At 46.3% G+C, this 25,172-nt stretch carries 21 protein-coding genes and 4 tRNA genes; 1 reads left to right on the plus strand and 24 read right to left on the minus strand.

Annotated elements, in window-relative coordinates; translation table 11 throughout:
• Window positions 1-6: 6 nt before the first annotated feature.
• The 4 genes from ACJ28U_RS07725 to ACJ28U_RS07740 form a co-directional block, all read right to left on the minus strand.
• Window positions 7-855: a methyltransferase domain-containing protein gene (locus ACJ28U_RS07725; protein WP_407618882.1), complete on the minus strand. Its 849-nt coding sequence runs from the start codon at window positions 853-855 to the stop codon at window positions 7-9.
• 4 nt (window positions 856-859) lie between these two features.
• Window positions 860-1,384 carry a GNAT family N-acetyltransferase gene (locus tag ACJ28U_RS07730; RefSeq protein WP_099088548.1) on the minus strand — a complete coding sequence of 175 codons (525 nt, stop codon included), beginning with the start codon at window positions 1,382-1,384 and terminating at the stop codon, window positions 860-862.
• 383 nt (window positions 1,385-1,767) lie between these two features.
• On the minus strand, window positions 1,768-1,917 hold the full coding sequence (locus ACJ28U_RS07735) for a hypothetical protein (RefSeq protein ID WP_407618883.1): 150 nt from the start codon (window positions 1,915-1,917) through the stop codon (window positions 1,768-1,770).
• A 157-nt stretch (window positions 1,918-2,074) separates the two neighbouring features.
• A complete protein-coding gene (locus tag ACJ28U_RS07740) occupies window positions 2,075-3,274 on the minus strand; it encodes an iron-containing alcohol dehydrogenase (protein ID WP_099088549.1) in 1,200 nt (399 codons plus the stop codon).
• A 152-nt stretch (window positions 3,275-3,426) separates the two neighbouring features.
• Between ACJ28U_RS07740 and ACJ28U_RS07745 the strand changes: the two genes are divergently transcribed.
• The gene (locus ACJ28U_RS07745; protein ID WP_407618884.1) at window positions 3,427-3,807 is read left to right on the plus strand and encodes a hypothetical protein; all 381 of its coding nucleotides are present in this window, start codon (window positions 3,427-3,429) and stop codon (window positions 3,805-3,807) included.
• On the opposite strand, the gene ACJ28U_RS07750 is transcribed toward ACJ28U_RS07745, so the two are convergent.
• The 20 genes from ACJ28U_RS07750 to atpB all read right to left on the minus strand — a co-directional run bounded on the left by ACJ28U_RS07750 (window position 3,804) and on the right by atpB (window position 25,166).
• The gene (locus ACJ28U_RS07750) at window positions 3,804-4,085 is read right to left on the minus strand and encodes a hypothetical protein (protein ID WP_407618885.1); all 282 of its coding nucleotides are present in this window, start codon (window positions 4,083-4,085) and stop codon (window positions 3,804-3,806) included. The two genes, ACJ28U_RS07745 and ACJ28U_RS07750, sit on opposite strands and share 4 nt — an antisense overlap.
• 213 nt (window positions 4,086-4,298) lie before the next feature.
• Entirely contained in the window at window positions 4,299-7,955 is a 3,657-nt protein-coding gene (rpoC, locus tag ACJ28U_RS07755; RefSeq protein WP_010369515.1) for a DNA-directed RNA polymerase subunit beta', read from the minus strand.
• 158 nt (window positions 7,956-8,113) lie between these two features.
• On the minus strand, window positions 8,114-11,728 hold the full coding sequence (locus tag ACJ28U_RS07760) for a DNA-directed RNA polymerase subunit beta (RefSeq protein ID WP_099088583.1): 3,615 nt from the start codon (window positions 11,726-11,728) through the stop codon (window positions 8,114-8,116).
• A gap of 267 nt (window positions 11,729-11,995) precedes the next feature.
• Complete coding sequence (locus tag ACJ28U_RS07765; protein WP_407618886.1) at window positions 11,996-14,494, minus strand: ATP-dependent Clp protease ATP-binding subunit; 2,499 nt, start codon at window positions 14,492-14,494, stop codon at window positions 11,996-11,998.
• A gap of 2 nt (window positions 14,495-14,496) precedes the next feature.
• Window positions 14,497-14,973 (minus strand): CtsR family transcriptional regulator, encoded by a 477-nt coding sequence (locus ACJ28U_RS07770; protein WP_099088553.1) that lies wholly within the window; start codon window positions 14,971-14,973, stop codon window positions 14,497-14,499.
• Between the two features lie 246 nt (window positions 14,974-15,219).
• Window positions 15,220-15,292: transfer RNA gene (locus tag ACJ28U_RS07775), tRNA-Arg, on the minus strand.
• A gap of 37 nt (window positions 15,293-15,329) precedes the next feature.
• Window positions 15,330-15,402: transfer RNA gene (locus tag ACJ28U_RS07780), tRNA-Gly, on the minus strand.
• A 6-nt stretch (window positions 15,403-15,408) separates the two neighbouring features.
• Window positions 15,409-15,481: transfer RNA gene (locus ACJ28U_RS07785), tRNA-Thr, on the minus strand.
• A gap of 21 nt (window positions 15,482-15,502) precedes the next feature.
• A tRNA-Leu gene (locus tag ACJ28U_RS07790) sits at window positions 15,503-15,584 on the minus strand.
• A gap of 258 nt (window positions 15,585-15,842) precedes the next feature.
• Window positions 15,843-17,126, minus strand: a complete 1,284-nt coding sequence (gene serS, locus ACJ28U_RS07795; protein WP_099088554.1) for a serine--tRNA ligase — start codon at window positions 17,124-17,126, stop codon at window positions 15,843-15,845.
• Window positions 17,127-17,142: 16 nt separating this feature from the next.
• Window positions 17,143-17,793, minus strand: a complete 651-nt coding sequence (locus ACJ28U_RS07800; RefSeq protein ID WP_010369531.1) for a deoxynucleoside kinase — start codon at window positions 17,791-17,793, stop codon at window positions 17,143-17,145.
• A 71-nt stretch (window positions 17,794-17,864) separates the two neighbouring features.
• Window positions 17,865-18,650, minus strand: a complete 786-nt coding sequence (locus tag ACJ28U_RS07805; protein WP_010369534.1) for a M15 family metallopeptidase — start codon at window positions 18,648-18,650, stop codon at window positions 17,865-17,867.
• Window positions 18,651-18,754: 104 nt separating this feature from the next.
• A complete protein-coding gene (locus ACJ28U_RS07810) occupies window positions 18,755-19,171 on the minus strand; it encodes a F0F1 ATP synthase subunit epsilon (RefSeq protein WP_010369537.1) in 417 nt (138 codons plus the stop codon).
• A 12-nt stretch (window positions 19,172-19,183) separates the two neighbouring features.
• Entirely contained in the window at window positions 19,184-20,584 is a 1,401-nt protein-coding gene (atpD, locus tag ACJ28U_RS07815; protein ID WP_010369540.1) for a F0F1 ATP synthase subunit beta, read from the minus strand.
• A 43-nt stretch (window positions 20,585-20,627) separates the two neighbouring features.
• Window positions 20,628-21,506 carry a F0F1 ATP synthase subunit gamma gene (locus tag ACJ28U_RS07820; protein WP_010369544.1) on the minus strand — a complete coding sequence of 293 codons (879 nt, stop codon included), beginning with the start codon at window positions 21,504-21,506 and terminating at the stop codon, window positions 20,628-20,630.
• A gap of 18 nt (window positions 21,507-21,524) precedes the next feature.
• Window positions 21,525-23,036: a F0F1 ATP synthase subunit alpha gene (gene atpA / locus ACJ28U_RS07825; RefSeq protein ID WP_010369547.1), complete on the minus strand. Its 1,512-nt coding sequence runs from the start codon at window positions 23,034-23,036 to the stop codon at window positions 21,525-21,527.
• 75 nt (window positions 23,037-23,111) lie between these two features.
• Window positions 23,112-23,654 (minus strand): ATP synthase F1 subunit delta, encoded by a 543-nt coding sequence (gene atpH / locus ACJ28U_RS07830; protein ID WP_407618887.1) that lies wholly within the window; start codon window positions 23,652-23,654, stop codon window positions 23,112-23,114.
• Window positions 23,654-24,169 carry a F0F1 ATP synthase subunit B gene (atpF, locus tag ACJ28U_RS07835; RefSeq protein WP_099088556.1) on the minus strand — a complete coding sequence of 172 codons (516 nt, stop codon included), beginning with the start codon at window positions 24,167-24,169 and terminating at the stop codon, window positions 23,654-23,656. Before atpF ends, atpH begins: the two co-directional genes overlap by 1 nt.
• A gap of 24 nt (window positions 24,170-24,193) precedes the next feature.
• Window positions 24,194-24,412: a F0F1 ATP synthase subunit C gene (gene atpE, locus ACJ28U_RS07840; protein ID WP_004560332.1), complete on the minus strand. Its 219-nt coding sequence runs from the start codon at window positions 24,410-24,412 to the stop codon at window positions 24,194-24,196.
• Between the two features lie 31 nt (window positions 24,413-24,443).
• The gene (atpB, locus tag ACJ28U_RS07845; protein WP_010369559.1) at window positions 24,444-25,166 is read right to left on the minus strand and encodes a F0F1 ATP synthase subunit A; all 723 of its coding nucleotides are present in this window, start codon (window positions 25,164-25,166) and stop codon (window positions 24,444-24,446) included.
• Window positions 25,167-25,172: the final 6 nt, after the last annotated feature.

Consider the following 25,172-nt stretch of genomic DNA (forward strand, 5'->3'; position numbering starts at 1 on the left):
TGTGAATTACTGTTTCACTGTCAAGACAACCACGTTAACTGTCACAGCTGGCAACGGTGTTGCTTCCGCTGCGGCTTGGGCTTCTGGCCGGGCTCCCCAGTGAAGTGGCGTCATGTGTAACAGGTCAACATACAGGTCCGCTGGAATTGGCCATTGATAAGAAATTTCTTTTTGCGTAGCTGTGGGATAGTTCTCCATAAAGCGATCAACTACTTTTTGGTTACTGTACGTGTGATTTGGTGAATCAACTGGATAAAGCATCTCACGCAATTCATGCAGATAACCTGACGCTGGCACAACTTTAACCAATGTCCCCTCGGGTGCAAGGACACGCTTGAATTCTTCATATGCACTTGGTGAAAAGAATTCCACGATGCTATCAAAACTATCGTCATTAAATGGCAAGTTCGCCAAATCTGCAACCGCAAAGAACGCGTCCGTCTCAAGCTGCGTCGCTAGGTTAACCCCTGCCTTTGAAATATCAAACCCAATCCCAGTGTCGATATTGCCGCGCTTCGCAAGTAACCGGGCAAACGGCGTTCCCTCACCCGTGCCGACATCCATAATGCGTTGGGCAGTCGTTGGCAATGCTTCATTGACAGCCTCGACAATACCATCGAATAGTCCAGCCGTTAGCACCCGACGACGCGCTGCCAACATGGCATCATCGTACTCTGTGTTCACCGCGTGATTCAAAAAGTAAAGTGTGCCCTTCTTATTGATATCAAGCCGGTGGTTATGCGCACAAACCAAGCTGTTGCCTTCTACGTGATCATAGGGTTCACCGTCAACGGTACAACGGAACATGTCGAGATGTTCCGTCACAAACTGCGTCCCTTTTTCAATTTTCTTCATGTTTTTAGTTCTCGCTCTCATTTAAATCAATATCATATGCGACTCGATCACCAGCTAATTTACCACGATATGTAAAGCCACGTCGCGCGATGATTGCCTGCATCTTCTTATTCTTGGCATGGGTATCAATGCGCAGATACGTCAGTCCTTTCGCCCGAGCCGTTTCAAATAGGTGCGTAAACAGCACTGTAGACAGATGGTAACCTTGGTGTTGGAAAGATACCGCCATTCGATGAATAATGGCATATGGGCGTCTTTTAGTGGGATATAGCCACCGACCACCCTGAAGGCGTTGGTAGTTCACATCTTTTTCTTGCCACAAGGTTGCGGTTGCGACGACTTCATCGCCAAGCAATAACACATACGCATAACCTTTTGCGATATCTGCTTTGATGATTTCTGGGGATGGGTAACCATTATCCCATTGTGGATTCTGATCAATCGACATCACGGCCTTTGCATCCGCAATAATTTGCCAGATGGCATCGGCATCAGCCATGGTCGCCTGTCGGTAAGTTATTGTTGCCATTGGTAGTCCTCACTTCCGTCGCGTAATACCATTATACGCCGGATTAATCCCATAATTCCCAACAGTTTCGTCACAACTAACGTGCATAATAGCATCAGTCATAATAATGATTCGCGGTGAATCCCATCACCGCGCCTTCTTTCACCACCAGGTACTCCTTGCCTGGTGGTTTTTTACATGCTAAATGCCGTGGAAATCAGCACCCAAAGAATGATTAATACCCCAATTCCTAACAGAAAGAGGCCTAAATAAAACCAAGCTGTAATCAAAAACACCAGTAATGCCCATGGTAATAGTAATATCTTTTTAATTATTTCCCACATAACGAACCTTATCTCCCAATTATAGAAGTCCAGACCACTAATCTATTCATATTTTTACGTCTACTTCTTATCGTAATCAGCTAGTAATTGCATTAAATCGTGATGGCTATGTACAAATTCTTTAATCGTCGTGTCGCTTAGTTCATCACCCTTTAGTCGATCCAGAGATTCTTGCTTTCCACGTTTCAATAAATCGTCATGTTCATCCATCAATTGAATACCTCCTCATTCTAAAAAAATTAAATACAATCTAACATCAATTAAAATCAATGATATATATTACACCCATTCCAAAGACATGATAAGTGCAAAATAAAAATGCTACACGGCTCGTCATTTGACTGCCATGTAGCATTTTTAATAACAATTAATCTTCGAACCCATCTGTCGTCATTGATGCTTGGTACAAAGCCACAACATCATCGACCGTCAAGTTCACGTAACCACCTTCTTGGTCCAAACGACCAATCTTAACAGCTGATTCAGCCATTGCACGGAAGTTCGTGTCGTCATTGATTTCGACACCTTGCAACGTCATTGGAATGTCCAAAGACTTAATCCAGTCATACGTTGCTTGGATCGCCTTTTCAGCAACCACTTGATCGTCATCGTCTTGAATTGACCAAACGTTGCGACCGAAACGGGCAAACTTAGCAACTGTTTCAGCTGACAAAGCACGCTTCATCCAACGTGGCGTCAAAATTCCCAAACCAACTCCGTGAGTGATGTCGTAGTAAGCTGACAATTCGTGCTCGATAGGGTGCACTGTCCAACCATTTACGTTACCTGAACGAACCAAGCCGTTCAAGGCCATTGTTGAAGCCCACATCAAGTTAGCACGTGCTTCATAGTGGTCAGGCGTTGCCAAAGCAACTGGCGCCCACTTGATAACTGCACGCATCATGCCTTCAATCATACCGTCTGAAATATCCGTGTCGTTTGCACGATCGAAGTATTGCTCAGCCAAGTGTGAGAAAATGTCGAATGATCCGGCGGCTGTTTGCCACTTAGAAACTGAGTACGTCAATTGTGGATCCAAGAATGACACAGCGGGTGTGTTTGGTCCGTAAGTACCAACCTTGACCTTTAGCTCTGGGTTTGAGATAACAGAACCAGGGTTCATCTCAGTTCCCGTTGCAGCCAATGTCAAAATGTCGACAACTGGCAATTGATCGATGTTTTGACGTGACTTGACACCGCGGTCAGCCACCAAATCCCAAGCGTCGCCATCATAGAACTTAGCTGATGCGATAACCTTAGATGCGTCAATAACTGATCCACCACCAACGGCCAAGATAACATCGATATCATGTTCCTTAGCCAAGCGTTGTCCTTCGCGAACTGAATCAATCTTTGGGTTTGGGGCGATACCTGTCAATTCGACAACGTTCAACCCTTCCAAAGCCTTCATCACACGCTCATACAAACCTGAACGCTTAATTGACCCACCACCGTAAGCCAACAAAACATTTTGACCATATTGCGCAACAGCGTCGTGCAATTCTTCGTCAATGTGGTTCTTTCCAAAGCGAATATCCGTCTTATTTACAAAGCGAAAATCTTCCATCTTAACATACCTCCGTTATTCGGTAGCTCAACCAATATTGCAAGGTTATACTATACACCTTAAACCATGGTTCAAGTCAAGTCATCACTTTTACACGAACGCCACACATTATTCAAATTTCAACTATATGCTAACACTATTGGAGGTGCCTCATGAGTCGCAAAGCACGTTTGTTACTAACCACACTCTGGGTAGCCGGACTACTCGCCGGTTTCAGCAGTGGCCAGCTCTACCGCATTGCTCATCCCAAACAGATAACTGATGCTTCACAGCTCGTTTTAACAGCTGGCCAAACTGATACTACTATTAAAAGAACACAAAAAAAGAGCACCGGCGCTCCTGATACACAACAATACATCAAGAAGGTCTATGCTCATTTACATATCACTGATTCAGTTGGCATGACCGCCATTGCCTCACCTTCAGCAGACGGGCCTTATGGCGCTCATAGCGTCATTTTATACAACGATGCCAATACGACACCTGCGCGTTATTACGTCTATCCTGATGGCGACGTTCGGGCTGATGTTTAATAATTCAACGCGACCTCGGCTAGATTAAGTGCCAAAGACGCAAAGAATACAATCCCCAGCACTGACCCCGTTGCAATACTCAGCGCCGCTGTCCGGCGACGGAGCTGGGTTAAGGTATTACCGTTAACGGTATCAACAGTCAACGCCATCGTCGCACATCTATTTACCACGAATGCCGCAGCAAAAGCAATAATCAAGGCTGCGAATGGTAATTGGTGGACGGCCCAAATCACATCATTTATAAATTGTTGAAATCCAAAAGTTAAGACATCACGCATCTTAAAATCCCCCTCTTTAACAAATCTCTCTTCTAAGAATAGGTTACCAAAAAGGGGCCGGATAACAAATAGGTGAACCAATTTAAAATTTATTGTTTCATAAAATAATATACAGTGACAGATTTGGTAGCCAACACAAAAAAGCACTTTAACGAGATTCGCATCACGTTAAAGTGCTTTTTGTTTTGAACTACAATCAGCGATTAACCGAAATTAGTCGTTGTGCAAGTTCATTGAATTCTCAATATCAGCGATTGAAGGAATCTTCGTACCCTCTTCAGTTGATACCACAACAGGATCTGCAACGACCTTGTCTTCGATAGCTTGGTATTGCTTCATACCAGTACCGGCTGGGATCAACTTACCGATGATAACGTTCTCCTTCAAACCAACCAATGGATCGTTCTTTCCACGGATAGCAGCGTCAGTCAAGACACGAGTCGTCTCTTGGAATGATGCAGCTGACAAGAATGAGTTCGTCTCCAATGATGCCTTGGTAATACCAAGCAAAACTGGACGTGCTGTGGCTGGCAAGCCACCCTTCAACAACGTCTCTTCGTTAGCATCACGGAATTGCGCGATATCCATCAACGTACCTGGCAACAAGTCCGTCTCACCCGGATCCATGACACGAACCTTACGAAGCATTTGGCGAGCCATAACTTCGATGTGCTTGTCAGAGATCTCAACACCTTGCATACGGTAAACCTTTTGCACTTCACGCACAATGTAGTTTTCAGTAGCCAACGTGTCTCGAACTTGGATGATTTCCTTAGGATCAGCTGAACCTTCGTTCAACGTCTCACCACGGTGGATTTGATCACCTTCAGCCACACGCATGCGTGCAGTCATAGGCAACGTGTAAGTACGCGTATCCGTCTCACCTTGAACAGTAACTTCCTTAGTGCGTTCTGCTGGGTTTTCTTCAATTGAAGTAATCTCACCAGTAACTTCAGTAATCATCGCACGACCCTTAGGGTTACGTGCTTCAAAGATTTCTTGCACACGAGGAAGTCCTTGCGTGATATCGTTTCCGGCAACACCACCAGTGTGGAACGTACGCATAGTCAATTGCGTACCAGGCTCACCGATTGATTGTGCGGCAACAGTACCAACAGCTTCACCAACTTCAACAACGTCACCAGTAGCCATGTTGCGACCGTAGTCGTATACGCAGACACCGTGTTCCGTGTTGCAAGTAAAGGCTGAGCGAATGTTAACAGTCGTAACGCCGGCTTCAACAATGGCCTTAGCCTTGTCTTCGTCGATCATTTCGTTGTGGGCAACGATTACTTCACCAGTCGTTGGGTTAATAACGGCCTTTTGTGCGTAACGTCCCAAAATACGCTCATACAATGACTCGATGACTTCGTTACCGTTCATGATGGCTGAAACATCCAAACCACGATCAGTACCACAGTCAAGCTCACGAATGATAACGTCTTGTGCAACGTCAACCAAACGACGAGTCATGTAACCTGAGTCGGCCGTCTTCAAGGCCGTATCAGTCATACCCTTACGAGCACCGTGAGTTGAGAAGAACATTTCCAAAACTGACAATCCTTCACGGAAGTTGGCAATGATAGGCAACTCCATGATACGTCCGTTAGGCGCAGCCATCAAACCACGCATACCAGCCAATTGCGTAAAGTTAGAAATGTTACCACGAGCTCCTGAATCCGACATCATAAAGATGTTGTTATCAGGTTCGAAGTGCTCAATAAGCTTTGACGTGATGTCATCCTTCGCTTGGTTCCAGATGGCAATGACACGCTCATAACGCTCATCGTCAGTAATCAATCCACGACGGAATTGCTTAGAAACAGTAGCGACTTGCTTGTGAGCTTCTTCGATGATTCCTGGCTTTTCCTTCAAGTCAGTAACGTCGGCCACACCAACCGTCAAACCAGACTTAGTTGACTCATCGTAACCCAAGTCCTTCATGCGGTCCAATAGCAATGACGTTTCCGTAACCTTGTAAATCTTGTAGACTTCGGCAACGATGTCTGACAAGTAACCCTTCTTGAATGGTGGCAAGATTGGCGTCTCGGCAAAGTGTGCCTTGATGTCAGTTCCTGGCTCCATGAAGAAGCGATCGTCAATGGCGTGCAAGTTAGCCTCAGTTGGCTCGTTCAAGTATGGGAAGTCGACTGGCAAGATGTCGTTAAAGAACAACTTACCAACAGTCGTCGTCATGATACGTGAACGTTGCTCGTCAGTGAATGGCTTCTCTGCAGGGAATGAAGACGTTTGGATTCCAATACGCGTGTGCAAGTGCACATACTTGTTTTGGAAGGCCGTACGCGCTTCGTTAATATCCTTGAAGATCATACCTTCACCTTCACGACCAGCTTCTTCAGTCGTCAAGTAGTAGTTACCGATAACCATGTCCTGTGATGGGGCCACGATAGGCTTACCATCCTTAGGTGCCAAGATGTGTCCAGCGGCAAGCATCAACAAACGAGCTTCGGCTTGGGCTTCATCTGACAAAGGAACGTGGATGGCCATTTGGTCACCGTCAAAGTCGGCGTTATAAGCTTCAGTAACCAATGGGTGCAAACGCATCGCCTTACCTGAAACCAAGACAGGCTCAAACGCTTGAATTCCCAAACGGTGAAGCGTTGGTGCACGGTTCAAAAGAACTGGGTGCTCCTTGATAACGTCTTCCAAGACGTCCATAACAACTTCGTCACGACGGTCGATCATACGCTTAGCGGCACGAATGTTACCAGCCAAGTCACGAGCAACCAATTCCTTCATGATGAATGGGCGGAACAATTCCATAGCCATTGGACGTGGCAATCCCATTTGGTTCATCTTCAAGAAAGGACCAACGTCGATAACTGAACGTCCTGAGTAGTCGACACGCTTACCAAGCAAGTTTTGACGGAAACGTCCTTGCTTACCCTTAAGCATGTGTGACAATGACTTCAATGGACGGTTACCAGGTCCCGTTACAGGACGTCCGCGACGACCGTTGTCAACCAACGCGTCGACGGCTTCTTGCAACATACGCTTTTCGTTTTGAACGATAATGCCAGGTGCGTTCAACTCCAACAAACGCTTCAAACGGTTGTTACGGTTGATAACACGACGGTACAAGTCGTTCAAGTCAGACGTTGCAAAACGTCCACCTTCCAATTGCACCATTGGACGCAAGTCAGGTGGGATAACAGGAATAACATCCATAACCATCCACTCTGGCTTGTTACCAGACTTAACGAAAGCTTCGATGATGTCCAAACGACGAACGGCGCGAACACGCTTTTGACCAGTGGCCTCACGCAATTCTGCCTTCAACGTTTCAACTTCAGCTTCAAGATCAGCATTTGCCAACAACGTTTGTACAGCTTCGGCACCCATACCCGCTTCAAAAGCGTTACCGTATTCGGCCTTCAACTCACGGTACTCACGTTCTGACAACAATTGCTTCTCAGTCAAAGGTGTATCACCGGCCTTAGTAACCACGTATGATGCGAAGTAGATAATCTCTTCCAATGAACGTGGTGACATATCCAAGACCAATCCCATACGTGATGGAATTCCCTTGAAATACCAGATGTGTGATACAGGAGCGGCCAACTCAATGTGACCCATACGCTCACGACGGACCTTTGATGACGTTACTTCAACGCCGCAACGGTCACAAACGATTCCCTTGTAACGAATACGCTTGTATTTTCCGCAAGCACATTCATAATCCTTGGTAGGTCCAAAGATACGCTCGTCGAAAAGTCCATCCTTTTCAGGCTTGAGCGTACGATAGTTGATTGTCTCAGGCTTCTTAACTTCACCATAAGACCAGCTGCGAATCTTGTCTGGACTAGCCAATCCGATTTGCATGCTTTCAAACTTATTGACATCAATCAATGGTTTGACCCCTTTCGTAGGTTCCTATATACAATCCAATCCAGCACTTCTCTATGTCCGTGCTTACTATGTTCGAGCACTGTCCAACCCAGTAAGCACGAACCTAGCGAGGTGCTAGGTTGGCTAACAATCTATCATAAGGCGACCAAGCTTAACGCTTAGTCAGCATCACTCAAGTTTACGACTTCATCAGTCTTTGGTGCAGCAGTTGTTTCGGCACCGTCAGCAGCAAATTCTTGTGCCAAACGTTGTGCTTCTGCGTTCGCTGCTTCGATGTTAACGATTGAATCGTCTTCATCCATGTCGCGCAATTCGATCTCACGATCATCTGCGTCCAAGACCTTCATGTCCAAACCAAGCGCTTGCAATTCCTTAACCAAGACACGGAATGACTCCGGAACACCTGGCTTAGGGATTTGCTCACCCTTAACGATGGCCTCGTAAGTCTTAACACGACCAACAACGTCATCTGACTTGTACGTCAAGATTTCTTGCAACGTGTGCGCAGCACCGTAGGCCTCAAGGGCCCAAACTTCCATTTCACCGAAACGCTGTCCACCAAATTGCGCCTTACCACCAAGTGGTTGTTGCGTAACAAGTGAGTAAGGTCCGATTGAACGGGCGTGCATCTTGTCGTCGACCATGTGGGCCAACTTCATGTAGTGCATGATACCAACTGAGACACGCTTGTCGAAGGCTTCACCAGTACGTCCATCGTACAAGATCGTCTTACCGTCGGCTGGCAAACCAGCTTCATTAATTGCGTCCCAGATATCTGAGTCACGGGCACCGTCGAAGACAGGAGAAGCGATGTGGATACCCAATTCACGGGCAGCCATACCCAAGTGCAATTCAAGCACTTGTCCAATGTTCATACGTGAAGGCACACCCATTGGTGACAACATAATGTCGATAGGTGTTCCATCAGGCATGAATGGCATGTCTTCTGAAGGAACGATAACAGAAACCGTACCCTTGTTACCGTGACGTCCGGCCATCTTGTCACCAACTTGAATCTTACGACGTTGGGCAATGTAGACACGAACCATCATGTTAACACCAGGTGCCAACTCGTCACCGTTTTCACGAGTAAAGATACGAACGTCTTGAACGACTCCGCCTCCACCGTGAGGAACACGCAATGACGTGTCACGGACTTCACGAGCCTTCTCACCAAAGATGGCGTGCAACAAACGCTCTTCGGCTGATAGCTCAGTAACACCCTTAGGCGTAACCTTACCAACCAAAAGATCACCGTCTTCAACTTCAGCACCGATACGGATAATACCGCGCTCGTCCAAGTTCTTCAATTGCTCTTCACCTGTGTTAGGGATTTCGCGAGTGAACTCTTCAGGGCCAAGCTTCGTATCACGCGCCTCTGATTCGTATTCTTCAATGTGAATTGACGTGTAAACATCATCGCGGATCAAACGTTCGTTGATGATGATGGCATCTTCGAAGTTATATCCTTGCCAAGTCATGAAGGCGATCAATGGGTTTTGTCCCAAAGCCAACTCACCTTGCTCCATTGATGGACCATCGGCCAAAACTTCGTCGGCATCAACTGCATCCCCAACCTTAACGATTGGACGTTGGTTGTAGTTCTTACCGGCGTTTGAACGACGGAACTTCATCAATTCGTACTTATCAAGTGAACCATCTTCACGACGGATGCGGATTTCGCGACCGTCAACATACTCAACCGTACCAGGGTACTTTGCGATAATCGCAACACCCGCGTCGTGGGCAGCCTTATATTCGATACCCGTACCAATCAATGGTGCGTGTGGATCAATCAAAGGAACCGCTTGACGTTGCATGTTGGCACCCATCAAGGCACGGTTTGAGTCATCGTTTTCCAAGAAAGGAATTGCGGCCGTGGCAACGGCAACAATTTGCTTAGGTGAAACGTCCATGTAGTCAACTTGGTCGATAGAAACTTCGACGTTTTCATCACCCTTACGAGCCAAAACAACGTCAGAAGCAAATGATCCATCTTCGTTCAAAACTGAGTTACCTTGGGCAACGATGAAGTTATCTTCTTCGTCGGCCGTCAAGTAGTCAATCTTGTCCGTAACCTTGTGCGTATCCCAGTCAACACGACGGTATGGCGTCTCAATGAATCCGTAACGGTTAACACGACCGTACGTAGCCAATGAGTTGATCAAACCGATGTTAGGACCTTCAGGCGTTTCGATAGGGTCCATACGTCCGTAGTGCGTGTAGTGCACGTCTCGGACTTCATAACCGGCACGGTCACGAGTCAAACCACCAGGTCCCAAGGCTGAAAGACGACGCTTGTTCGTCAATTCTCCAAGAGGGTTAGTTTGGTCCATGAATTGTGACAATTGTGATGAACCGAAGAACTCCTTAACAGCTGCCACAACTGGGCGGATGTTAATCAATTGTTGTGGTGTAACCGTATCTGGGTCTTGGATAGACATACGCTCACGAACCACACGCTCCATACGGCTCAAACCGATACGGAATGTGTTTTGCAACAATTCACCCACACGACGGATACGACGGTTACCCAAGTGGTCAATGTCGTCCGTTGCGCCGATGCCCAATGGCAAGTTCAAGAAGTAGTTCATACCAGCGATGATATCAGCTGGTTGGATCGTACGAATTGACTCGTCAAATTGACCGTTACCGATCACTGGCAAAGTCTTTTCTGGATCCTCTGGGTTTTCAACCAAGATTGTTTGCAACGTCATAGGCGTCGTCACAACACCTTCGTCTGAAGGCGTAAATGTCGTCGTCTTGAAGTCGTCACGATCTAGGTAAGGTGCCAAGTCGGCCATAACCTTCTTGTCGATTAGCGTACCCTTTTCGGCGATAACTTCACCAGTTTCAGGGTCAGCCAACGTTTCACCCAACGTCAAGCCCATCAAACGCGTCTTCAATGACAACTTCTTGTTGATCTTGTAACGACCAACTGGCGCCAAATCGTAACGCTTTGGGTCAAAGAAGCGAGCTGTCAACAACGCACGTGATGAATCAGCCGTCTTTGGCTCACCTGGACGCAGACGCTCGTAGATGTCCTTCAATCCTTCTTCGACACGAGAGTCGTTGATATCCTTGTGAACATCCTTATCCAACGTCAATGAGATTGAATCGTATTGGTCACCCAAAATTTGCAAAATCTCTGAGTCAGATCCGTAACCCAAGGCACGAACCAATTCAGTGATTGGCAACTTACGCGTACGATCAATACGTACGTAGCTCAATCCCTTGGCATCTGTTTCATATTCCAACCAAGCACCACGGCTTGGGATGAAAGTCGTTCCGTAGTTAGGACGACCATTCTTATCCAATTCCTCGTTGTAGTACACACCAGGAGAGCGGACAAGTTGTGAGACGATAACACGCTCAGCTCCGTTAATGATGAACGTACCTGATGGCGTCATCAATGGGAAATCACCAAAGAACACATCTTGTGACTTGATTTCACCAGTTTCTTGGTTCGTTAAGCGCAACGTTACGTGCAATGGTGCTGAGTAATTAGCATCGTGGTTACGTGCTTCTTCTACTGTGTACTTAGGCTCCATGAGCTTATAGTCCACAAATTCCAATGACAACTTACCTTGGAAGTCCTCGATTGGCAAAATGTCCGTAAACATTTCGCGCAATCCTTCATCCAAGAACCAGTTGTATGAGTCCGTTTGGATCTCAATCAAGTTAGGCAAATCAAGGACTTCCTTGATTCGTGCGTAACTACGACGAACACGGTGCTTACCGTACTTTACAAGCGTTCCTACCAAGTTTTCCACCTCGCTTTGATTTGGCCAACTGCGCACACCAGTTTCTTTACAGTTTGATTACAATATCTGTTTTTTACCGGTTTTTGAGTGCAAAAAAGACAACGGCATTTCCATTGATGAAAACACCACTGCCCTTGCTATAAAGGCATTCAGGGACAATATTTCCTGTCTGCCGTTGTCTATGCACAATTAAACTACCTTATAGTATACAAGAAAAAGCAAGTAATATCAAGATTTTAAATCTTTGTCAATACTTGCTTTTTCAATTTGTTGTGTTTATTCTGTGACCGCTTCTTGACTGTTCGTCTTTGACTTCACATTAATTGTGATTTCGCCACTCTTAGCACCAATCGTGACAACATCATTCGTCGTCACCTTACCGGCCAACAACTCTTCAGACAAACGATCTTCAACCTTCGTTTGCAACGCACGACGGATTGGACGTGCGCCATACTCTGGATCGAAGCCGGCCTCGGCAACCACATCAATGGCCGCTGGTGTAATCTTCACGTCGAAGCCTTGATCAGCGATGCGCTTCAAGACTGACTTGGCCATCAACTTCACGATTTGGTGAAGTTCTGGCTTCGTCAATGAGCGGAAGACCACAATTTCATCAATACGGTTAATGAATTCCGGACGGAACGTTTCGCGCAATGTCTTGCGAACCGTCTCATTCATGGCATCGTAATCCTTTGACTTATCAACGGCACCAAAGCCGACTGACTTTTCATCACGAACACGAGTTGCCCCCAAGTTAGACGTCATGATGATAATCGTGTTACGGAAATCAACCTTACGGCCCTTGGCATCCGTCAAGTAACCATCGTCAAAGACTTGCAACATCAAGTTGTAGATATCAGGGTGCGCCTTTTCAGCTTCATCCAATAGCACAACTGAGTATGGTTTACGACGAACCTTTTCAGTCAATTGGCCACCTTCTTCGTAACCAACGTAACCCGGTGCTGACCCGACCAAACGGCTAGCTGAGTAGGCTTCACGGTATTCAGACATATCAACACGAATCATGTTGTCTTCTGAACCAAACATCGCTTCAGCCAAAGCCTTGGCCAACTCAGTCTTACCAGTACCCGTAGGTCCCAAGAACATAAACGTTCCAATTGGACGTTGTGGATCCTTCAAGCCTGAACGCGCACGACGAATTGAACGGGCGATGGCTGATACTGCTTCATCTTGCCCAACAACACGGTTGTGCAAAACCTTCTCCAAGTTCAACAAACGCTCTTGTTCTGACTTCTCCATTTGCGTTAGTGGAATACCCGTTTGCTCTGAAACAACTTCTGCAATATCATGCGTCGTAACTTCAAGGTCATAACTAGCTGACCCTTCTGGTTGTTCAGCATCGCGGTCTGCGATGTACTTATCAACCTTCTTCTTCTGGGTCATTTCCTTCTTACGCAATTGGGCTGCCAATTCGAAATCAAGCGCTTCGATAGCGGCATCCTTTTCAGCACGGATGGTTTGCAACTTTTCCTCAAGCTTAGCCAACGGCGTCTTGTGACCAGAACGGTCAATACGCACTTTGGCAGCCGCTTCATCCATGATATCGATGGCCTTGTCAGGTAAAAAGCGATCCGTCACGTAACGGACTGACAACTTAACGGCATCAACTACTGCGTCATCAGAGATTGCCACTTGGTGGTGTTGCTCGTAACGACTCTTCAAGCCCTTCAAGATTTCAATTGCGTCAGCTTCAGATGGCTCGTCCACTTGTACTTGGGCAAAACGACGTTCCAAAGCAGCATCGGCTTCAATGTACTTTTGGTACTCATCCAAAGTTGTCGCACCAATCGTTTGCAATTCACCACGGGCCAAGGCTGGCTTCAAGATGTTTGACGCATCAATCGCCCCCTCAGCACCACCAGCACCAATCAATGTGTGCAACTCATCAATGAACAAAATCACATTGCCATCGCGTTGGATTTCGTCGATAACCTTCTTCAAGCGGTCCTCAAACTCACCACGATACTTTGTTCCAGCGACCAATGAGCCCATATCCAGCATCATCAAACGCTTCTTTGCCATATCGGCTGGCACTTCACCAGCGACAATCTTTTGGGCCAATCCTTCAGCAATCGCCGTCTTACCAACACCAGGCTCACCAATCAACACTGGGTTGTTCTTTGTGCGACGTGACAAGATTTGAATAACACGCTTCACTTCAGCAGAACGGCCAATGACAGGGTCCATGTGGTGATCACGGGCTTGTTGTGTCAAATCACGGGCCAATGAATCCAACGTTGGCGTACCTTCTTGTTGACCTTGTTGGTTACCACGACGGCTACCCCGGGCGTCCTTCTTACGCGCTGTATCATTAATACCCAACTTGCGCAAAATGACACGACGCATTTCACCTGGGTTAGCATCCAATGCAATCAAGATACGTGATGACAAGATTGAGTCATCGGCCAACAATGCCAACAACATGTGCTCCGTGCCGACACGGCCTTGTTGCATGTTGCGCGCCTCTTCACCAGCTAATTGCAACACTTCACCAGCCTTTGGTGAGTATGGCAAGTAAGCTTCCTTTTCAGCACGTGATAGCGTACCGTAACCCGTAAAGCGCTCAATTTCCTCACGAATATCATCATCAGAAATATTAAATTGTTGCATTACCTTGCTGGCAATACCCTCTTTTTCAATCGCCAAGGCCAAAAGCAAGTGCTCTGTCCCAACGGCTTGGTGCTTAAAATACTTTGCTTGTTCTTGTGCCAAAACTAAAACGTTCTTTGCACTAGGTGTGTATTGATTATCCATAATTATTTACGCTCACTTTCAAACCGTAATCGGTTTAATAATTGACGCAGCAATTGTCCGCGCAGCAGTCCGGCCATTCGGGCATCCCCTACCGCTAATGCTTCCTTCGATAACATCGTTAATACAATCTTACCTTCCCGTTCAGTTAATAGTTCATCCCGGTATAAGCTTTCGATGATGTCGGTTGCTTCGCGTACGCTCACTACCTCTGAGAGACTCTGAATCAATTCTTCTATAAAACGTGGGTCAGTTCGTAGCGGGATTTGGACAATTCGAATATATCCACCGCCACCACGTTTCGACTCCACTAAATAGCCGTTTTGAATCGTAAAACGTGTCTTAATGACATAATTGATCTGCGACGGCACGACATCGAAACGTTGTGCGAGTTCAGATCGACGAATTTCAATTTTCTCTGATTGCCGCAAAATCTGTTTCAGATACGTCTCGATAGCATCTGACATGTTTTGATCAGCCATGCGCGTGCCCCCTTGACCAATGTTGACATTATTATAAAACGCACTGCTTTGCAATGCCAATAATTTGTCGTGGTTTTCGCACACTTTCTGTAAGTTTACCATTACTCACAGTTTCTAAACAAAATTTTTCACAGATTTCCGCATACCCATACTGTAACAAACAATTATATCGATTCGACACGTATTCATTGGTAAAAACACGACAGAAAAACCACCAAGAAATATCTTGATGGTTTTTCCAATCGATGGGCCTAGCAGGACTCGAACCTGCAATACCCGGTTCGTAGCCGGGGTGTTTATCCAATTAGCATATAAGCCCAATAAATATTTAATTTGATTCTAAATCTAGAATCAGAAGCGAACAACGGGATTCGAACCCGCGACCTCTACCATGGCAAGGTAGCGTTCTACCAACTGAACTATATTCGCATCAAATGCCGACTACTGGATTCGAACCAGCGACCCCTTCATTACTAGTGAAGTGCTCTGCCAGCTGAGCTAAGTCGGCATGTCTATCGTAAACCGATAATACGGATGACAGGAATCGAACCTGCACGCCCGAAGGCACTGGAACCTAAATCCAGCGCGTCTGCCAGTTCCGCCACATCCGCAACAGACGTCTTCAAGTTATTCGCTTGAAACAACTTTTATATAATAACAAGTTTCGAATTAAGTGTCAACACTTTTTTAAAACTTGTTTTATCAAGTGGAACGCTTGGCAGCGGTCCGGTAGGCATGTCGCCTTACCACTCGATATATATTACTCGCTTCAAAGCATTTTGACAACCCCTTTCTTCATATTATTTTCGCAATTCACGCACATTAAAAAACCACCTGCCGATAATCGACTGGTGGTTAATTAGTTATTATTACAACGTGTCTTCAGGGACGATCTTGTCTGCGCCAAAGTATGGACGTAGTACTTCTGGAATCGTCACTGTACCGTCTTCGTTTTGGTAGTTTTCCAAGATTGCAGCAACCGTACGACCGACTGCCAACCCTGATCCGTTCAACGTGTGAACGAATTGCAACTTACCTTCTTCATCACGGTATTGAATGCGGGCACGACGCGCTTGGAAGGCCTCTGTGTTTGATACAGATGAAATCTCACGGTAGATGTCTTGTTCAGGCATCCAAACTTCCAAGTCGTATGTCTTTGCAGCTGAGAAGCCCATGTCTCCCGTTGACAACGTGATGACGTGATATGGCAAGTGCAACTTTTGCAAGATGTTTTCAGCATTTGCCGTCATATCTTCCAAAGCTTGGTATGATTGCTCAGGCTTCGTAAACTTAACCATTTCAACCTTGTTAAATTGGTGCATACGAATCAAGCCACGTGTGTCACGACCAGCTGAACCGGCTTCTTGACGGAATGATGGTGAAACGGCCGTTACAGAGTATGGCAACTTGTCAGCATCAATCACTTCTTCACGGAAGTAGTTTGTCAAAGGCACTTCAGCCGTTGGAATCAACGTCATGTCTTCGTTCGTGCCGACACGATAAGCGTCTTCCATAAACTTAGGGTATTGACCCGTACCAAACATGGCTGCGTCCTTAACCATGTAAGGCGTAATCATTTCCTTGTAGCCTTCCTTTTGGTGCTCGTCCAACATAAAGTTGTAAACGGCACGCTCAAGACGGGCGCCTTGGCCAACGTAGTAGACGAAGCGAGCACCGGCAACCTTAGCACCACGCTCCCAGTCCAAAATACCAAGGTCTTCACCAATTTCGTAGTGTGCCTTTGGCTTGAAGTCGAATGATGGGATTTCACCCCAAACACGCTCTTCACGGTTAGCTTCTTCATCCGCACCAACTGGAATCGTTGGGTTTGGCAAGTTAGGGAAGTGCAACATGCGGTCTTGGATAGCTTCGTCAACCTTAGCAACTTCTTCATCCAATTCCTTAATCTTGGCAGACACCGTTTGCATTTCAGCAATAACATCTGACGCGTCTTCCTTGTTACGCTTCTTCAAACCAATTTCGTCAGACACCGTGTTACGGCGGGCCTTCAACTCTTCCGTTTGTACCAACAACTCACGACGCTTAGCATCGTCAGCTACCAAGGCATCAACTTCCGCAGCATCGACACCACGCGTAGCCAAACGTTCCTTTACGCTTTCCGTTTCATTACGGATCAACTTCATATCTAACATAATTCTTTTCTCCTAATTAATCACGCAAACCGAGTTCATCAACTTTTTCGTCAATCAAAGACAATACCTTCTTAGCCGCTTCAGGGTCATTAACGAAGTCGTACTTGTCACCATCAATACTTAGCTTAGGTGAACGGTCGTAACCTTCAAACCAAGCAATGTAACGCTCGTTCAACGTCTTGTAGTAATCATACAAAGATGGGTCGTGATCAATTTGTTCGAAATCACGGCCACGCTTTTGAATACGGGCCAACATCGTATCGAAACTGACGTGAATATAAATCAACAAGTCTGGCGTCTTAACGATAGCATCGTCGGAAAAATCAACTTGTTCCATCATGTTGTTCAACAGATCGCCGTAAATTTGGACTTCTGTTTGCGTTGCACGTTCCAAATCGGCATTCAATTGGAATAGCAATAAATCTTCAAAAATTGAACGATCAATGACGTTTAGCTTGCTGCCTTGTGCGTCCTTGATATTGTCCATGCGCTTGTTCAAGAAATAATTTTGTAGCAAGAACGCATACTTCTTTGGATTCTCGTAGAACAAAGGCAAAATTGGGTTATCGTCCACGGACTCATAGAATGCGTCACTTCCCAAGTGCTCAGCGAGCATAGTTGTCAAACTGGTCTTTCCAGCTCCGATAGTTCCCGATAATACGATCATCGTGTCGTCCTGCTTTCTAAAATCAATATTAAGTATATTCTACCAAATTTAAGAGGTCCTTAACACTCCCTTTATTTGGTCAGACGGTCTTTATAAGTTGCGCTGTATTCTTCGAGGGCTGGGATATCAGCTGACTTTGACTTATTGTAGTCGCCACCAGCGTTGCCTGTGTATTGTTCCAATGACAAATGGTACTTCGTGATGACCGCAGCTGCCCGCTTACCAACATAACGCATGTGCCACTCTTCGTGGTCATACCCGGTTGAAGTCGTTAAATCTTCTGGATAACGGACAATCAAGCCATACTTATAGGCATTATCTTGCAACCATTGCGCAGCATCCGGGTCAGAGCCACCTTCCGCAAACAAACCACCGGTGCTACTCCGCAAATCAAACGCCAAGCCAGTTTGGTGTTCTGAGTAACCAGGTCGGGCCGAAACGGAATCAGCCGCTGCTTGACCCTGACCAGCCACATAACCATCATACAATGTCTTCTGGTAATCATAAGCCCGGTAACCGGAAACCGTATCCCCAACGTTAAAGCCAGCGGCCTTCATTGCACTAATCAATTCATCCTTTGCCTGATTCGTCTTAGGACTCAAACCACCGTTATATGGGTTGTAATCAGCTGGCAACGGGTGCTTTTTGTTAACAACCATTAACGTCGTCGCCTCAGTTGACCCGGCTTTCACCTGCACAGGATATGGCTTGGTCGTTGCCGACTTGGTTTGCTTGCTTGTGTGTTGACTAGACTTGGTAATTGACGTGGTTGGATGTTGCTGATGGGCATACACTAAGCCCCCGGCAACCAAACCAATTACGACGACGCCAATGCCAACAGTCGCACCTAATTTCATGAGTTGTCTCCTTCATGCTTTTTCTGTCTGTTACTAGTTTACCACCCGAAACAAAAAAGGACCCCGAACATTTCTGTTCGAGATCCTTAAAGTTAGTCGATTGACTACTTGCCAGTCGCAACGTGGATACGGTTCACGGCACGCAACAAAGCGACCTGAGCACGTTCTACATCACGAACTGAGCTTTCTTCAGCAAGGCGACGCTCAGCACGTTCCTTAGCTGACTCAGCACGTGTCACATCGATGTCAGCAGCACGCTCAGCGGCGTCTGACACAACAGTCAACACGTTTGAAGAGAACTCAGCAAAACCACCGCTGACAGCCAAACGTTCTTCAACGCCATTGGCCTCGTCAACAATCTTCACTTCGCTCACCTTCAAAGCTGAAATAATTGGTGCGTGGTTCGCCATGACACCCACTTCACCGCCAGTCGTGCTAAGCACAACTAACGTAGCAGTCTCATAATCGAACACGACACCATTCGGCGTTACCACCTTAACATGTAGGCTGTGTTCATTCATGGCGCGCCCTCACTATTGAGCCATCGTAGCAGCCTTATCAGCTACTTGTTCGATGACACCAACGTTACGGAAGGCATCTTCAGGGTATTGGTCGTACTTACCTTCCAAGATTTCCTTGAAGCTACGTACAGTTTCAGCAACTGGTACGTACTCACCCTTCAAACCAGTAAACGTCTCAGCAACTGAGAATGGTTGTGACAAGAAGAATTGAATACGACGAGCGCGGTTAACGATCGTCTTCTCTTCATCTGACAATTCATCCATACCCAAGATTGAGATGATGTCTTGCAACTCACGGTAACGTTGCAACGTACGTTGTACTTCAGTTGCAACTTCGTAGTGTTCTTGACCAACAATCTCAGGCGTCAATGCAGTTGACGTTGAAGCCAATGGATCCACGGCTGGGTAAATACCTTGTTGCGTCAATGAACGCTCCAAGTTAGTTGTGGCATCCAAGTGCGCAAATGTCGTAGCAGGAGCAGGGTCAGTATAGTCATCGGCAGGCACGTAAACGGCTTGGATAGATGTAACTGAACCCTTTTGCGTTGACGTAATACGTTCTTGCAATTGACCCATTTCAGTTGCCAACGTAGGTTGGTAACCAACGGCTGATGGGATACGTCCCAACAAGGCTGAAACCTCTGAACCAGCTTGCGTGAAACGGAAGATGTTGTCGATAAACAGCAACACATCTTGTCCGTTAACATCACGGAAGTGCTCAGCAATTGTCAAACCAGTCAAGGCAACACGCATACGTGCTCCAGGAGGCTCGTTCATTTGACCATAAACCATGGCCGTTTGCTTCAAAACTCCTGAATCCTTCATTTCGTGGTACATGTCGTTACCTTCACGGGTACGCTCCCCGACACCAGTAAAGACAGAAATACCATTGTGACCTTGTGCGATGTTGTGAATCAATTCTTGAATCAAAACAGTCTTACCAACTCCGGCACCACCGAACAATCCGATCTTTCCACCACGGATGTAAGGTGCCAACAAATCGATAACCTTGATACCAGTTTCAAGGATTTCAGTAGATGTGGCCAATTGGTCGTAGGCAGGCGCGTCACGGTGGATTGGGTCACGAGGAACATCCTCACCCAATGCTTCACCACCGTCAACGGGGTTACCCAAAACGTTGAACACACGTCCCAACGTAGCTTCACCGACTGGAACACTAATAGGTGCATTAGTGTCCTCTACGGCCATCCCACGTTGCAAACCATCAGTTGAGTCCATGGCAATCGTACGAACGACACCATCACCCAAAGCCAAAGATACTTCGACCGTCAACGAACCTTGCTCACCCTTATCGATGATCAAAGCATTGTTGATGTCAGGTACTTGAGTTCCTGATGGAAAGGCAACGTCGACGACTGGGCCAATGACTTGAACAACACGTCCAGTATTCATTGTCGTTTCCTTCCTTCATTTCAAAGGGGTTACGCCGCTTGGACTAATCCAAGGCAGCCATACCACCTGTAATTTCTGTAATTTCCGTCGTAATCGCACTTTGACGCGCACGGTTGAATTGCAACTCCAACGTGTTAATCACTTCCTTGGCGTTATCAGTTGCCGATGACATCGCGTTGGCCGAAGCCGCGTGCTCAGCCGTCTTGGCATCCAAGATAGCACCATAGACCAAGCTCTCAGCATATTGTGGCAAAACCACACCCAAGATTTGTTCTGGAGAAGGATCCATTTCGTAATCCGCCTTCAAACCGCCTTCTTCAGTTGGTTCCATGTCATCAGTCGTAACTGGCAACATCTTCTCCAAACGAAGATCGTTTTGAATACGTGATACGAAGTGTTGGTATGCAACAGTCAACTCATCAAAGACTTCGTTGTCGTACATTGTCGTAACGGTCTTAACGATTTCGCGAACCTCGTTAAAGGTAGGCACGTCAGACACACCACGGTACTCGTAAGCAACATTGAAGCCACGCTTCTTGAAGAAGTCTGAAGCGTTACCACCAACGGCCAAAATAACCACTTGGTCAGGCGTCAATTGACGCTCTTCGATAACTGCCATCATACCCTTCAATAGCGTTGAGTTATAACCACCAACCAAACCACGATCAGAAGAGATGACCAAGAAGCCAACCTTCTTCACATCACGTTGTTCAAGTAAAGTACCTGAAACATTGTTGATGTGTGCATTAGCTAAGTGTGCCACAACGTCGTGCAAGGCGTTAGCATACGTTGTGTATGAACCACCGTGACGTTGAATTTGACTCAACTTAGCCGTAGAAACCATTTGCATGGCACTCGTGATTTGTCGCGTCTTTTTTGTTGAGGCAATTCGGCGTTGAATATCTTGCAAAGAAGCTGCCATTTATCGCCCCTCCCTTAATTAGTGGGCACTTGGCGCAAAGGTTGCCTTGAACTCCGTAATAGCGGCGTTCATAGCATCTGCATCAGGCAAATCCTTTGTGTCAACAATCGTTTGCAACAAGTCGTTGTGTGAAGCACGAACAGCTGCGATCAATTCTGATTCGAAGCGTTGGATATCTTCAACTGCAACGTCATCCATAAAGCCACGAGTCAAGGCGTACAATGACAAAACTTGCTCTTCAACTGGCAATGGTTGGTGCAATGGTTGCTTCAACAACTCAACAGTACGACGACCACGGGCCAACTTAGCTTGCGTTGCCGCATCCAAGTCAGAACCGAATTGTGCGAATGACTCCAACTCCTTAAATGAAGCCAAGTCCAAACGCAACGTTCCGGCAACCTTCTTCATGGCCTTAATTTGGGCGTCACCACCAACACGTGAAACAGAAGTTCCGGCATCGATGGCAGGACGTACGCCGGCGTAGAATTGGTCGGCATCCAAGAAGATTTGTCCGTCGGTGATTGAGATAACGTTCGTTGGGATGTACGCAGAAACGTCACCCGCTTGCGTTTCGATAACTGGCAAAGCAGTCATAGAACCGCCACCCAATTCGTCTGACAACTTAGCCGCACGTTCTAGCAAACGTGAGTGCAAGTAGAAGACGTCACCAGGGTAAGCTTCACGTCCAGGAGGACGACGAAGAATCAATGACAGCTCACGGTAAGCCGTAGCTTGCTTTGACAAATCATCGTACACAATCAAGACGTGCTTGCCGTTGTACATGAATTCTTCACCCATTGCTGCTCCGGCATAAGGTGCCAAGTACAACATTGGGGCTGGTTCTGAAGGACCAGCTGAGACAACAATCGTGTAATCCAAAGCGCCCATTTGACGCAAAGTTTCAACTTGCGTACGCACAGTTGAGTCCTTTTGTCCAATAGCCACGTAGATAACGATCATGTCTTGATCCTTTTGGTTCAAGATCGTGTCGATGGCAACAGACGTCTTACCCGTCTTACGGTCACCGATGATCAACTCACGTTGTCCACGACCAATAGGAACCAAGGCGTCGACGGCCTTCAAACCAGTTTGCAATGGCTCGAAAACAGACTTACGCTCCATAACTCCTGGGGCCTTTACTTCAACTGGACGAGTGCTCGTCGAGTTAATTGGTCCCATTCCGTCGATTGGTTGACCCAATGCGTTAACAACACGTCCGATCAATCCCTCACCAACAGGCACTTCCATGATACGACCAGTGCGCTTAACAGTATCGCCTTCGCGAATCTCGTCGTACTTACCTAGGATAATGATACCAACATCATTAGACTCAAGGTTTTGTGCCATACCAAATACGCCGTTCTCAAACTCGACCAATTCACCGGCAAGAGCATTCTCCAAACCGGTTACACGGGCAATACCGTCACCAACATAAGTAACAGTACCCGTTTCTTGAACAGTCAATTCGTCTTGATAGTTGGCCAATTGGCTCTTGATGAGTGAACTGATTTCTTCAGCTTTGATGCTCATTTCAGCAGTTCCTCTTTCTTTAAAGTGTGTCTATTCATCACACACAACATCAATTTCTACTAGATTTTCAGATTACTAGCGGATGATACTCTGACGAATAGCAGCTAACTTAGTTGCTAATGACCCATCCAAAATCTGGTTGTTAGCTCGCACAACAACACCACCAAGTAAGTTTTCGTCAACAGATTGTGTCAACTTAACTTCCTTTGCATCAAAACGAGTTGCAAGTTGCGCCGTCATCCGGGCAGCTTGTTCATCGCTCAATGCAACGGCAGTCTTAACTTCTGCGTATACCACACCTTCAGCCTCGTTAACCAAAGCTTCGTATGCCGTAATAATCGCTGGTAGGTTGCTGAAACGGCGGTAATCATACGCCATTTGAAGCAAGTTAGTTACCACTTGGCTAGTCCCATCTGATAGCGTTGCTACCATTTGCTTCTTAGCCGACTCAGGCACACGCATTGATTCAATGGCCTTCGTCAATTCTGGGTTTTCCACCAATACTGCGCGGACTTCAGTCAATTCAGCCAAAGTCGCAGCATCCGTGTTTTGGTCATGGGTTAATTCGAACAAAGCAACGGCATATCGCTTAGCAATCGTTGCTTGATCCAATGCCATTACTTGTTACCTAACCCTTCGATGTAGGCGTCAATCAACGCCTTTTGATCATCTAACTTTAGTTCCTTTTGGATAATCTTTTGTGCGATTGATACTGACAATTCAGCAACATCATTCTTCACACCAGCCATAGCCTCGGCACGCTCTTGCTCGATTTGAGCTGAAGCTTGATCCTTTGTGGCTTGGGCAGCTGCATGCGCGTCAGCAACGATTTGATCACGTTGCTTACCGGCAGCAGTCTTAGCGTCAGTGATGATGCCGTTTGCTTCAGTACGTGCTGTTTGCAATTGAGCTGAACGCTCAGCTGCATCAGCTTCGGCTTGCTTGCGGGCCTCTTCAGCAGAGTCCAAATCGCGAGAAACCTTTTCCGCACGGCTTTCCATCATCTTTACTACTGGACCCCAGGCGAACTTCTTAATAAGAAGCATCAACACTAGGAATGCCACTAGTACAAACAACATGTTACCCAAAGCCAACCCTTCGCTAGCACCTGCTAGAACAATTTGATTAATCATAATTAGTTGGCCTCCGCGTTACTATTACTTGCTCAACAACATGAAGGCAATGGCGATGGCGATGATAGGCACGGCCTCGACCAATCCAACACCGATGAACATGTTAGAACGCAACTTACCTTCCAATTCAGGTTGGCGAGCCATACCTGAGATCATGCTTGAAATAACAATACCGTTACCAATTCCGGCACCAATAGCGGCACCAGCAGCAGCAACACCAACACCAATGGTTGCAACGTCCATTTTTTTAATCCTCCGATTAGATAAAAAACAATTACTCTTCAATCTCAGTCTTTTCTGATACGTAAACCGTAGTCAACGTCACAAAGACATAAGCTTGAATACTTCCGACAAACAAAGAGAATGCTTGCCAAATCATCGTCAACAAGAATGCTGGAACGAATGATACGACACCGGCTGCATTTGCCAATTCCCAAAGAAGAGACAAGACCATTTCACCGGCAAAAATGTTACCGAACAAACGAAGTCCCAATGTTAAGAAACTTGTGAATTGCTCAATAATGTTAATTGGCAGCAATGCGCTAAATGGACTCAAGTAAACTGACTTGAAGTAGTTCTTAAATCCGAGCTTTTGAACACCCAAGAAATGGGACATTCCAATTGCAATCAATGCCAAGGTCATCGTTACCAACGGGTTAGCCGTTGGTGAACGCAAGTACGTTACGTCATTGAAGTTAACCACGAAGGCAACACCCAATTGGTTCGCAACGAAGATGAACATGAACATTGAGAATGCGAAGAACTTTAAATTAGTTCCAGTTCGATTTGGTAGCGATCCATCAACAATACCGTTGGTAAAATCGATAATCCATTCTAGGAAATTTTGCTTTGACTTACCAGCTGGCTTTAAAACCAACTTGCGAGACATCCAAAATACCAAGAAGAAAACAATTGCGAATGTCACAGTTGTTGAAATGATAATGCTCCAGTCGAACGTTAGCCCCGCAATGCTAAAGGTTGCGGTCTTCTCACCCACAGAAAT

Source organism: Weissella sp. MSCH1 (assembly GCF_045799135.1).
Taxonomy (GTDB): Bacteria; Bacillota; Bacilli; order Lactobacillales; family Lactobacillaceae; genus Weissella.

What these genes read in the sequence shown, in the direction of transcription:
- ACJ28U_RS07770 (WP_099088553.1), bottom strand. Translation starts at nt 14,973, where the DNA reads ATGGCTGATCAAAACATGTCAGATGCTATCGAGACGTATCTGAAACAG.
- ACJ28U_RS07735 (WP_407618883.1), bottom strand. Translation starts at nt 1,917, where the DNA reads ATGGATGAACATGACGATTTATTGAAACGTGGAAAGCAAGAATCTCTG.
- ACJ28U_RS07745 (WP_407618884.1), top strand. Translation starts at nt 3,427, where the DNA reads ATGAGTCGCAAAGCACGTTTGTTACTAACCACACTCTGGGTAGCCGGA.
- atpH (WP_407618887.1), bottom strand. Translation starts at nt 23,654, where the DNA reads ATGGCATTGGATCAAGCAACGATTGCTAAGCGATATGCCGTTGCTTTG.
- ACJ28U_RS07740 (WP_099088549.1), bottom strand. Translation starts at nt 3,274, where the DNA reads ATGGAAGATTTTCGCTTTGTAAATAAGACGGATATTCGCTTTGGAAAG.
- ACJ28U_RS07805 (WP_010369534.1), bottom strand. Translation starts at nt 18,650, where the DNA reads ATGAAATTAGGTGCGACTGTTGGCATTGGCGTCGTCGTAATTGGTTTG.
- ACJ28U_RS07730 (WP_099088548.1), bottom strand. Translation starts at nt 1,384, where the DNA reads ATGGCAACAATAACTTACCGACAGGCGACCATGGCTGATGCCGATGCC.
- atpA (WP_010369547.1), bottom strand. Translation starts at nt 23,036, where the DNA reads ATGAGCATCAAAGCTGAAGAAATCAGTTCACTCATCAAGAGCCAATTG.
- ACJ28U_RS07765 (WP_407618886.1), bottom strand. Translation starts at nt 14,494, where the DNA reads ATGGATAATCAATACACACCTAGTGCAAAGAACGTTTTAGTTTTGGCA.
- ACJ28U_RS07800 (WP_010369531.1), bottom strand. Translation starts at nt 17,793, where the DNA reads ATGATCGTATTATCGGGAACTATCGGAGCTGGAAAGACCAGTTTGACA.
- atpE (WP_004560332.1), bottom strand. Translation starts at nt 24,412, where the DNA reads ATGGACGTTGCAACCATTGGTGTTGGTGTTGCTGCTGCTGGTGCCGCT.
- atpF (WP_099088556.1), bottom strand. Translation starts at nt 24,169, where the DNA reads ATGATTAATCAAATTGTTCTAGCAGGTGCTAGCGAAGGGTTGGCTTTG.
- serS (WP_099088554.1), bottom strand. Translation starts at nt 17,126, where the DNA reads ATGTTAGATATGAAGTTGATCCGTAATGAAACGGAAAGCGTAAAGGAA.
- ACJ28U_RS07810 (WP_010369537.1), bottom strand. Translation starts at nt 19,171, where the DNA reads ATGAATGAACACAGCCTACATGTTAAGGTGGTAACGCCGAATGGTGTC.
- atpD (WP_010369540.1), bottom strand. Translation starts at nt 20,584, where the DNA reads ATGAATACTGGACGTGTTGTTCAAGTCATTGGCCCAGTCGTCGACGTT.
- ACJ28U_RS07725 (WP_407618882.1), bottom strand. Translation starts at nt 855, where the DNA reads ATGAAGAAAATTGAAAAAGGGACGCAGTTTGTGACGGAACATCTCGAC.
- ACJ28U_RS07750 (WP_407618885.1), bottom strand. Translation starts at nt 4,085, where the DNA reads ATGCGTGATGTCTTAACTTTTGGATTTCAACAATTTATAAATGATGTG.
- ACJ28U_RS07820 (WP_010369544.1), bottom strand. Translation starts at nt 21,506, where the DNA reads ATGGCAGCTTCTTTGCAAGATATTCAACGCCGAATTGCCTCAACAAAA.